Source organism: Muricoccus roseus (assembly GCF_900141905.1).
Taxonomy (GTDB): domain Bacteria; phylum Pseudomonadota; class Alphaproteobacteria; order Acetobacterales; family Acetobacteraceae; genus Roseomonas; species Roseomonas rosea.
The window spans coordinates 1-10,436 of record NZ_FQZF01000026.1; the positions used below are offsets into that span (position 1 = coordinate 1).

Genomic DNA, 10,436 nt, shown 5'->3' on the forward strand with positions numbered 1-10,436 from the left:
CTGCTCCATCAGCTGCCGCTCGGAGCGGACCGAGAACAGGATCTGGATCAGGCTCGCTCGGATCAGCCGCTCGGGCGCAATCGAGGGGCGGCCGAAGTCGGTGTAAAGCACCTCGAAATCGGCATCCAGGCTGGCCAGCGCCTCGTTCACCACCTGCCGGATCTTGCGCAGGGGATGCCGCGCCGGGATGCGCGCCTCAAGATCGACGTAGCTGAACAGCGACCCGCTCGTCTCGTCCGTCCCCCGCATCATCAACCCCGCGGTTGCCCTGCGGAGGTGAATCATGTTCCTCAAATCGCGTCGAGGGCCGACTTCTTCAGCAACCTGCTAAGGTGGAACAGCGGCGGCGCTGGAGCGACGCAGAATTCCTTCTTCCTCCCCCGCCCACAAACCCGCAACTCAAAACCCCCGCTAACTCCGCAGAAACTCCGCCAGATCCGCGTTCAGCCGCAGCTTCTCCGTGAAGAACAGCCCATGCGGCGCCCCGGGATAGACGATCATCCGCGCCCCCAGGATCATCCGCGCCGCCGCCCGCCCCGTCACGTCGATCGGCACGGTCGCGTCCGAATCCCCATGGATCACCAGCGTCGGCACCGCGAAGGCAGCCATGTCGCTGCGGAAGTCGGTTTCCGAGAAGGCGCGCACGCAATCCAGCGTGGCTTTGGGGGAGGCCTGCATCGCCAGCCCATGCGCCCATTGCAGGATCTCGTTCGTCACCCCGAAGTTCAGCATCCCCGCGCCGAAAAACTGCCGCCCGAAGCTCGTCAGGAAATAGGGCCGGTCGTCGCTCAGCCCGCGCACCATCTCGTCGAAGGTCTCGCGCGGCACGCCCTCCTCATGGTCCGGCGTCTTCAGCAGGAAGGGCGTCACCGCGCTCACCAGCACCGCCTTCGCCACCCGCCCCGCGCCGTGGCGCTTGAGGTAGCGCGCCACCTCCCCCCCGGCCATGGAGAAGCCGACCAGCGTCGCCCCCTGCAGGTCCAGCGCCTCCATCAGCGCCGCCAGGTCATCCGCCAGCGTGTCGTAGTCATAGCCGGAGCCAGGCTGCTCGCTCCGCCCGAAGCCCCGCCGGTCCGGCGCGATCACCCGGAACCCCTGGGAAGCCAGGAACACCGCCTGGTACTCCCACATCGCCCCGCTCAGCGGCCAGCCATGCAGCAGCACCACCGGCTTCCCGCTGCCCCAATCGGTGTAGTGGATCGCGACGCCGTCGCGCGTGGTGACGAAGGGCATGGGGGCGCTTGTTCCTGGAATCGGCCACCGCAGAACGGCACTCGGGGCAAGCCGGTTGCCGCACATGGCAGCCATGCTGCACCGCACCCGTCCATCCTCCGCCCCCGGCCCCAGATACCCGGCAACCGCCGGCCCCGCGCCGGCCCAGCAGCCGAGGATCCACCCTTGCCCGACAACGCCTCCAGCCCGCTCTTCCAACCCACCAAGGTCGGCGCCATCGAACTCGCCAACCGCGTGGTCATGGCCCCGCTCACCCGCAGCCGCGCCCTGGCCGGCGACGTCCCCCGCCCCTCCGCCGCCACCTACTACGCCCAGCGCGCCAGCGCCGGCCTGCTGATCACCGAAGCCACCCAGGTCAGCGACACCGCCAAGGGCTATGCCTGGACCCCCGGCGTCTACACCGAGGCGCAGGTCGCCGGCTGGCGCGCCGTGACCGAGGCGGTGCACGCCAAGGGCGGCAAGATCGTCGTCCAGCTCTGGCATGTGGGCCGCATCTCCCACCCCTCGCTGCAGCCCGGTAACGCCCAGCCGGTGGCCCCCTCCGCCGTCACCCCCAAGGGCCAGGCCTTCACCGAAACCGGCTTCCAGCCCCATCCCCAGCCCCGCGCGCTGGAGGTGGAGGAAATCCGCCAGATCGTGGCGGACTTCGCCCATGCCGCCACCATGGCCCGCAAGGCCGGCTTCGACGGCGTGGAGATCCACGGCGCCAACGGCTACCTGATCGATCAGTTCCTGCGCGACGGCAGCAACAAGCGCACCGACCTCTACGGCGGCTCGGTCGAGAACCGCACCCGCTTCCTCTTCGAGGTGGTGGAGGCCGTCACCCAGGCCATCGGCGCCGACCGCACCGGCCTGCGCCTCTCCCCCGTCACCCCCGCCAACGACGCGAGCGACAGCAACCCCTTCCCGCTGTTCAGCCACGCCATCGAAGGCCTGAACCGCCACAACCTCGCCTATCTCCACATGGTCGAGGGCGCGACCGGCGGCCCGCGCGACATCGTGCCGGACTTCGACTTCCAGGCCCTGCGCCGCGCCTTCCGCGGCCCCTACATCGCCAACAACGGCTACGACTTCGCCATGGCCGACGCCGCCCTGCGCGAAGGCCGCGCCGACCTCATCGCCTTCGGCCGCCCCTACATCGCCAACCCCGACCTGGTGGAACGCCTCAAGTCCGGCGCCCCCCTGGCCGAACTGAACCGCGAAACCCTCTATGGCGGCGACGAGCACGGCTACACGGACTACCCCGCCCTCGCGGCCTGAGCCGTCGGTCTGTCCCTGGGGAGAGGAAGAAGGAATTCTTCCTCTCCCCAGACCCGTCGAAGGCAGTGCCTTCGACCCATCGTCTTCTTTTAGAAGTTTGGAATCACTCGGCGGACGGTGCGCCTGAGGTCTAGGACCTCAGGCGACTGCGAAGGCAGAACCCGCACCCCTAACGAGAGACCCCACTGATCCGGGGCATCCACGGCAGTCCGATGCAGGTCCAGGAGCCTCAGGCTCCTGGCGGGTGCAGGGCGGAGCCCTGCCCTGGAGCAACCCCCCTGCCAAGAGCAGGGCTCCTCCCGGATCTTTTGCTTCAATCAGCCCGGGATCGATGGTCCCTCCCCCCTGACGAACGAACGATTCCTCGATCAGGGGCGCATCTTGGGACTCATCATCAACCCCCGCGGCACCGGCGGTTCGGGCAAGACCGAGCTCGCCCGCCGCATCCTCTCGGCCTATGGCTGGCCCGGCGCGGGCCAGGTCCAGCCCATCCACCGTGCGGGCCGCGAGCGGCCCATCGCCTACCGGCTCCGCCACCCCGCCCGAGCGCGCCGCCCGCAACCTCGCCGCCCGCCGCCGCGCCCGCCGCGCCACCTGGCCCCTGATCGCCCGCGCCGTCCTCGCCCAGCGCGAGGCGATCGAGGCCGCCTGTGCCCGCCTGCGCGGCCTGGCCGCGGTGGAGGCCCACGACTTCGACGCCGCCCTCACCCGCGCGCGGGATCTGCTGGGCCTCCAGGCCCCGGGCAGCCCCGCCGCGAGCCAGCCGGACCGCCTCCAGCCCGCCTGACCCCCACTTCCGGAAGAACGAGACACGACATGGCGCAGGCCTTGGCAAAGGAGAGCCGCGTCAACCCATTCGTGAAATCGGCCCAGGCCCGTCGCGACGGCTGACCGCATCCCCGGGCGCCCCGCAGCAGCCCGCATCCTTCCCCGCCCGAGGATTGTTACTCCGCCGCATCGCCCCGGGAACGGGGCCCTCAACCCCACGCCAGGAGACCACCCCATGGCCGCCCCCGCGGGCCGCGACACCGCTCGCCCCGTCTCGATGCTCCGGGCCTTCCTGGACAACTCCGCGTCCGGCGGCCTCGTCCTCATGGCCGCCGCCGCCCTCGCCCTCATCGTCGCGAACTCCCCGCTCGGCCCCACCTACAGCGCGGCCCTGGCCGCCTATATCGGCCCGCTCAGCCTCCTCCACTGGATCAACGACGCGCTGATGGCGGTCTTCTTCCTGCTCGTCGGCCTCGAGATCAAACGCGAGGTGCTGGACGGCCAGCTCTCCAGCTGGAGCCGCCGCATCCTGCCCGGCATCGCCGCAGCCGGCGGCATGGCCGTGCCCGCCCTCATCTTCGCGGCCTTCAACTGGAACGACCCGAACACGCTGCGCGGCTGGGCCATCCCGGCCGCCACCGACATCGCCTTCGCCCTCGGCGTCCTCGCGCTGCTCGGCCCGCGCGTGCCCACCTCGCTGAAGGTCTTCCTCACCGCGCTGGCCATCATCGACGACCTCGGCGCCGTGGTCATCATCGCCCTCTTCTACACCGGCGACCTCTCGACGACCGACCTCGCCCTCGCCGCCGCCGTCCTCGCCGCCCTCGTCGCGATGAACCGCATGGGCGCCACGCGCCTCCTGCCCTACCTGCTGCTCGGCGTCCTGCTCTGGTTCTTCGTCCTGCGCTCGGGCGTGCACGCCACCATCGCGGGCGTGCTGCTCGCCTTCACCATCCCGCTGCGCCCCGCCCCGGCGCGGCCGGACGACATGCAGGGCTCCCCGCTCCACAGGCTGGAACACGGGCTGCACGGCTGGGTGGCCTTCCTGATCATCCCGATCTTCGGCTTCGCCAATGCCGGCGTCTCCTTCTCCGGCATCACGGAGGAGGCGCTGCTGGACCACCTCACCCTCGGCGTCGCCCTCGGCCTGCTGCTCGGCAAGCTCGTCGGCGTCTTCGGCAGCGCCTGGCTCACCATCCGCCTCGGCCTCGCGGACCTGCCCATGGGCGCCACCACCGCCCAGCTCCTCGGCGTGTCGCTCCTCTGCGGCATCGGCTTCACGATGAGCCTCTTCATCGGAATGCTCGCCTTCGCCTCCGACCCGCTGCTGCAGGACGAGGTGAAGATCGGCATCCTCGGCGGCTCCATCCTCGCCGGCATCCTCGGCTGGGCGGTGCTCCGCGTCGCCCCGCGCGAGATACCGGCGCCGGAGCCGCAGCGGGCGTGACGAATGGCGCCGGGCCGCGCCCCCTATCCGGGCGCGCCCGGCGCCCCCACCGCATCCCGCACGGCGCCAAGCAGCCGCGCCAGGTCATAGGGCTTCTGCAGGAAGGAGAAGAACAGCCCGGGATGCCGCTCCAGCACATCCCCCGCCACCGCGCTCGTGAGCACGACCGGCACATGCCGCAAGGCCGGGTCGTCTCTCATGGCGAGCGCCAGCCCCAGCCCGTCCAGCCGCGGCATCATGTAGTCCGTCACCACCGCGTCCGGCGGCTCCCGCCGGAGAATCTCCAGCGCCGCGCGCCCATCATGCGCGACGACGACGCGATACCCCGCATCCGTCAGCACCTCGCTCGCCAGCAGGGCGATCAGGACCTCGTCATCGACGACGAGTATGAGCCGGCCCGTCACGCAGGCGGAACCCGCTGCGCCGGCTCGGTCCCGACCTGATGGGCAAGCCCGGAGAGCATCGCCTCGGAACCCCGTTCGGCACGCGTCAGGTCCAGGCCCCGATCCGTGATGCTGAACTGCTGCAGGTTGGGGTCGAAGGCACTGTCCCGCAGCTTGAGGACGGCCATCACCCGGTTCACCCGCCCCTTCTGCTCCACGAAGCGCATGTAGACGAGGTTCTCGACCACGCTGGACAGCTCCGGCGAGGGCGCCTCGACCACCCCGCCCGCGATGTTCGGCACCTCCCAGCTGCCCAGCGCGGTCACGCCCCGCACGCGCAGCTCATTCGTCAGCGCGGTGAAATACTCGACCAGCCGGGGAGGGTGGATGGCCGCCCGCTCGAAGGCGCCCAGCCCATCGATGAACAGGCGCTTCACCCCGCGCCGCGCCACCGCATCCAGCAGGCTGTGGCCCAGCGGATCCAGCAGCCGCTCGGTCGGCGGCTGCCACAGAATCTCCAGCTGCCCGCTCTCCAGCCCCGGGCGCAGGTCCAGCCCCAGCGCCGCCGCCTTGGCCAGCAGCCGCGGCGGGCTCTCGTAGAAGCCGAAATGCAGCGCCGGCTCGTCGGGCGGCGCCGCGGCCAGGAAATGCAGGCCGAGGGTGGTCTTGCCGATCCCCGAGGGGCCGAAGGCCAGGGTCATCGAACCACGGGGAAGGCCGCCGTCCATCATGGCGTCCAGCGCCGCCACCCCGGTCCCCGCGCGTCCCTCGTGGAACGGCATCTCGTCCTCGGCCGAGGGGCAGGCATACTGCGCCTCCAGCCGCGGAAAGACCGTCATCCCCCGGGAATCGATCTGGAACTGGTGCAGCCCGCCCAGGCTCGCCCCGCCGCGGAACTTCCGCACCTGCAGGCGCCGCACCGTGCGCACGCCCGCCATCGCGTTCCCCAGCTCGATCACCCCGTCCACCACCGTGTGCTCGGGGCTCTCATCCTCCAGCCGCGCGCTGGTGAGCATCAGGATGGTGCAGCCGGCAAAGGCCACCTGGGTCTGCACCGTCTGCAGGAACTGCTTGAGGTCGGGCGCCGAGCCGGTGGCATCGCGCACGTTCAGCAGCCCGTCGAAGACCAGCAGCGAAGCCTTCCGGCTCGCCGTCTCCTCGCGCAGCAGCCGCGCCACCCCGTCCAGCCCCTCGCGCTGCAACGTGCCCAGCGCGCTGATGTAGTAGACGCTCTCCGGAACGCGGCTTTCGTCGAAGAAGTCGAGCGTGGAGAGATGCTGCAGCAGCAGGTCGTGGGATTCGGAGAGCAGGGTGACGAACAATGCCTGCCCGCCCTGCGCGGCCCGGTGGAAACAGGCCTGGTTCGCCAGGATGGTCTTCCCGGCGCCCGGATTCCCCTGAACGATATAGGAACGGCCCCGCAACAGGCCCCCGCCCAGCACGGTATCCAGGCCAGGAATCCCGGTCCTGATCCGCTCCAACTCCGCTCTCACCCCGCCGAGCCTCTCCCGTCCCGATCCGCTCCTCTACATGAGCCGCCGGGGATAAGGAAATGCAGGCGGTTCCCATTCTCGGCTGTCGGTCTGTCCCGGGGAGAGGAAGAAGGAATTCTTCCTCTCCCCGGACCCGTCGAAGGCAGTGCCTTCGACCCATCATCTTCTTTTAGAAGTTTGGAATCACTCGGCGGACGGTGCGCCTGAGGTCTCAGACCTCAGGCGACTGTCAGCGCAGGATCAATCCCATCGAACCAGAGACCCCTTTGATCCGGGGCATCCACGGCAGTCCGATGGGGTTCCAAGGGCCTCAGGCCCTTGGCGGGTCGAGGGCGGAGCCCTCGCCTGAACCCGCAGGAACCGGAATCACCCCGGCCGGTACCGCCACACACTGGCCGGCGGCAGGTTCAGCGGCGTCCAGGCCTCCCGCTTCGCCTCCAGCCCCAGCGCGCGCCAGGGCAGGGGGGAGGTGATGCAGTAGGTGTAGAGGAGGAAGCCCAGCCCAGGCGCCACCGCCTCCACCGCCCGGGTGAAGGCGCGCTGCCGTTCCAGCGGCAGCAGCACCAGCGGAATCCCGCAGATCACCGTGCCCACCCGCATGCCCGGCGGCAGCAACTCCGGCAGCGCGAAGGCATCGCCCGTGATCACCCGCACCCCCGGCAGGCTTTCGCGCAGGTGCTCGGCCATCTCCGGCACGATCTCCACCACCACCAGCCGCTCCGGCGGCAGCCCGGCAGCCAGCAGCGCGCGGGAGACGGCCCCGGTGCCCGCGCCCAGCTCCACCACGCAGCGCCCCTCGTCCCAGCGCGAAAGCCGCGCGATCCGCCGCCCCAGCGCGGGCGAGGAGGGCACCACGCTTCCCATCTGCAGCGGGTTCCGCGCCCAGCGCTTCAGGAACAGCCCGAACCCGCCGCCCTGCCGCACCGGCGCGGCCGCGCGCATCATCCCATCCATCACGAGATCCTTTCCGCCGCCATCAGCGGCACCAGCGCCTCCCGGAAGCGCGCCGCGCAGGCCGCCCAGGAAAAACCCTCCGCATGCCGCCGGCACGCCGCCGCATCGGCCGAAAGCGCCGCCAGGCAGGCCGCCCGCAGGTCCTCGTCCAGCGCGCCCACTGGCGCATCCCCGATCACGTCCAGCGGCCCGCTCACGGGAAAGGCGGCCACCGGCGTCCCGCTCGCCAGCGCCTCCAGCAGCACCAGCCCGAAGGTGTCGGTGCGCGAGGGGAAGACGAACACATCCGCCGCGGCATAGCAGGCCGCCAGCGCGCCGTTCTCGCGGAAGCCCAGGAACACCGCATCGGGGTGCCGCCGCCGCAGCGCCGGAAGCTGCGGCCCGTCGCCCACCCCCACCTTCGTCCCGGGCAGGTCGAGCGAGAGGAAGGCGCCGATATTCTTCTCCACCGCCACCCGCCCGGCGCAGAGGAAGACCGGCCGCGCCAGCCCCGCGAAGGGGTCGTCCATCCCCTCCGCCGCGCCCGGGCGGAACCGCTCCAGCTCCACCCCGCGCGACCACCGCCGCACCCGCCGGAAACCGCGCCCCTCCAGCTCCCGCTCCAGCGATCCGGTGGCCGCCAGCACCGCGCCCGAGGCCGCGTGGAACCGCCGCATCACCGCCCAGCTCCAGGCAAGCGGCGCACGCGTCCGGGCGTGCATGTAATCGGGAAAGCGCGTGTGGAAGGAGGAGGTGAAGCCCCAGCCGCGCTGCCGGCAAAGCCGCCGCATCGCCCAGCCCAGCGGCCCCTCGGTCGCGATATGCACGGCCTCCGGCACGAAGCCGTCCACCAGCGCGCGCAGCCGCCGCCCGGGCAGCACCGCCAGCCGGATCTCGCGATAACCCGGCGTCGGCACCGAACGGAAATCCGCCGGCCCGATCACCCGCACCTCGTCGCCGGCCGCGCTCAGGTGCCGCACCACCTGTTCCATGGTGCGCACCACGCCGTTCACCTGCGGATGCCAGGCGTCGGAAACCACCAGGATTCGCAGCGTCGCGTCCCCTGCTCTCAGGCCGGCTCGGCCGCGGGCCGCGCATCCGGGCGCCGCCCCTCCTCCCGCCGCGCACGCGGCCGGAAGAAGGAAAGCCGCCGCTCCGCCGCCCAATCCACCAGCGCGAAGCGCCCGTCCGCATGCTCCACCAGCGCGGTGCAGCTCTCCACCCAGTCGCCGTCATTCATGTAGAGCACGCCGTCGATCACGCGCATCTCGGCATGGTGGATATGCCCGCACACCACCCCGTCGAAGCCGCGCTTGCGCGCCTCCAGCGCCACCGCGCCCTCGAAGCGGTCGATCGCCTTCACCGCCCCCTTCACCTGCCGCTTCAGCCACTGGCTGAGCGACCAGTAGGGATAGCCGAAGCGCCGCCGCGCCAGGTTGAACAGCCGGTTCAGCTCCAGCGCCGTGTCATAGGCCCAGTCGCCCAGCAGCGCGATGAACTTGGCGTAGCGCACCACGCTGTCGAAGGCGTCGCCATGCATCACCAGCAGCCGCCGCCCATCCGCCGTCAGGTGCTCCGCCTCGCCCGCCAGCCGCACGCCCGCCACCTCCAGCCCCAGCCAGTCGCGGAACATCTCGTCATGGTTGCCGGGGATATAGACCACCTCCGTCCCGTGCCGCGCCATGCGCAGCACCAGCCGGATCACCTCGTCATGATGCGCGTCCCAGTACCAGGACTTGCGAAGCCGCCACCCGTCCACGATGTCGCCGACGAGATAGAGCCGCTCGCATTCCACCTGCCGCAGGAAATCCGCCAGGAAATCCGCCCGGCATCCCCGAGTCCCCAGATGCACGTCGGAGAGGAAGACGCTGCGATACCGGCGCCGCGCCCCGGCCTCATCCTGCGCGGCGCCGCCATACCCGGCCCCGTCGTCACTGGAGTGGTCCATGCCGGCCCCGTCCATCCGCATGGCCGGCGCAATAGCCCCGCCGCCGGGACAGCGCCGTGAACGCCGCATGACCATGCCGCGACAAAGCACGCCGCGCAGCCCCCTTCCGGCGCCCCCGCCGCACGCCCAATCTCCTCCGCGGGAACGCGCTCCAAACCCTCAGGCCAGGCCCGGCGTTCCCCCACCACGAAGCCGCACGCCACGAAACAGGGAGAACCCACCATGTCCGATATCAGCCCCACGGGCACCAGCAGCGCCGCCCGCCCCGAGAGCGGCCGCCGCCTCATCTCCGCCGACAAGGTCGAGGGCACCGCCGTCTACAACCGCGCCGGCGACCGCCTCGGCACCATCGAAAGCATCATGATCGACAAGGTCTCCGGCCGCGTCGCCTTCGCCGTCATGTCCTTCGGCGGCTTCCTCGGCCTCGGCGAGAACCACCACCCGCTCCCCTGGTCCGTCCTCGACTACGACACGACGAAGGGCGGCTATGTCGTGGACCTCACGCGCGAACAGCTCGAAGGCGCGCCCAGCTACGCCGCCGCCGACAACGTGGACCTCTCCGACACCCACGGCCGCCGCGTCTACGACTACTACAAGGCCCAGCCCTTCTGGCTCGACGTGGCCTGATCCCGTTCCGGGAGGGCCCCCCCCTCCACCCCCCAAGGGCCTGAGGCCCTTGGAACCCCGTCTGACTGCCGTGGATACCCTGATCGAAGGGGTCCCTGGTTGCAGGGTGCTGATCCTGCCTTTGCAGTCGCCTCGGGTCTATGACCCGAGGCGCACCGTCAGCCCCGTGCTTCCAAACTGATAGAAAAAGATGATGGTGAGGGGTCCGGGGAGAGGAAGAATTCCTTCTTCCTCTCCCCGGGACAGACCGTCAGCCCCGAACGCCGCCCCCACTTCCCCCCGCCCCCGATCCGCCCCAAAACGGGCCTGACCGCAGGCGGGAAACCCAGCGCATGACGAAGATC

At 70.7% G+C, this 10,436-nt stretch carries 11 protein-coding genes; 4 read left to right on the forward strand and 7 right to left on the reverse strand.

Annotation, left to right across the window (positions count from 1 at the left end; genetic code table 11):
- Together BUB97_RS18785 and BUB97_RS18790 are read right to left on the reverse strand one after the other, a co-directional pair.
- Positions 1 to 249: transposase (locus BUB97_RS18785; RefSeq protein WP_175562560.1), on the reverse strand; the 249-nt coding region annotated here is incomplete at its 3' end.
- A gap of 162 nt (positions 250 to 411) precedes the next feature.
- Entirely contained in the window at positions 412 to 1,233 is an 822-nt protein-coding gene (locus BUB97_RS18790) for an alpha/beta fold hydrolase (RefSeq protein WP_073137597.1), read from the reverse strand.
- Between the two features lie 165 nt (positions 1,234 to 1,398).
- Between BUB97_RS18790 and BUB97_RS18795 the strand changes: the two genes are divergently transcribed.
- From BUB97_RS18795 to nhaA, 3 genes are all read left to right on the forward strand, one after another.
- Positions 1,399 to 2,493, forward strand: a complete 1,095-nt coding sequence (locus BUB97_RS18795) for an alkene reductase (protein WP_073137599.1) — start codon at positions 1,399 to 1,401, stop codon at positions 2,491 to 2,493.
- A 496-nt stretch (positions 2,494 to 2,989) separates the two neighbouring features.
- Complete coding sequence (locus tag BUB97_RS26330; protein WP_073137601.1) at positions 2,990 to 3,280, forward strand: hypothetical protein; 291 nt, start codon at positions 2,990 to 2,992, stop codon at positions 3,278 to 3,280.
- Between the two features lie 216 nt (positions 3,281 to 3,496).
- A complete protein-coding gene (gene nhaA, locus BUB97_RS18805) occupies positions 3,497 to 4,708 on the forward strand; it encodes a Na+/H+ antiporter NhaA (protein WP_073137603.1) in 1,212 nt (403 codons plus the stop codon).
- A 23-nt stretch (positions 4,709 to 4,731) separates the two neighbouring features.
- Here the strand turns inward: nhaA and BUB97_RS18810 are convergent, their stop codons facing one another.
- The 5 genes from BUB97_RS18810 to BUB97_RS18830 form a co-directional block, all read right to left on the reverse strand.
- On the reverse strand, positions 4,732 to 5,112 hold the full coding sequence (locus tag BUB97_RS18810; RefSeq protein ID WP_073137605.1) for a response regulator: 381 nt from the start codon (positions 5,110 to 5,112) through the stop codon (positions 4,732 to 4,734).
- A complete protein-coding gene (locus BUB97_RS18815; protein ID WP_217659715.1) occupies positions 5,109 to 6,572 on the reverse strand; it encodes a DUF7125 family protein in 1,464 nt (487 codons plus the stop codon). Before BUB97_RS18815 ends, BUB97_RS18810 begins: the two co-directional genes overlap by 4 nt.
- 378 nt (positions 6,573 to 6,950) lie before the next feature.
- The gene (locus BUB97_RS18820) at positions 6,951 to 7,538 is read right to left on the reverse strand and encodes a class I SAM-dependent methyltransferase (RefSeq protein WP_245818362.1); all 588 of its coding nucleotides are present in this window, start codon (positions 7,536 to 7,538) and stop codon (positions 6,951 to 6,953) included.
- Positions 7,538 to 8,557 (reverse strand): glycosyltransferase family 4 protein, encoded by a 1,020-nt coding sequence (locus tag BUB97_RS18825; RefSeq protein WP_456306341.1) that lies wholly within the window; start codon positions 8,555 to 8,557, stop codon positions 7,538 to 7,540. Before BUB97_RS18825 ends, BUB97_RS18820 begins: the two co-directional genes overlap by 1 nt.
- A gap of 29 nt (positions 8,558 to 8,586) precedes the next feature.
- Positions 8,587 to 9,465, reverse strand: a complete 879-nt coding sequence (locus BUB97_RS18830; protein WP_073137735.1) for a UDP-2,3-diacylglucosamine diphosphatase — start codon at positions 9,463 to 9,465, stop codon at positions 8,587 to 8,589.
- 222 nt (positions 9,466 to 9,687) lie between these two features.
- Here BUB97_RS18830 and BUB97_RS18835 point away from each other — a divergent pair, with 222 nt between their 5' ends.
- Complete coding sequence (locus BUB97_RS18835) at positions 9,688 to 10,092, forward strand: PRC-barrel domain-containing protein (protein WP_073137609.1); 405 nt, start codon at positions 9,688 to 9,690, stop codon at positions 10,090 to 10,092.
- The last annotated feature ends 344 nt before the right edge of the window (positions 10,093 to 10,436 follow it).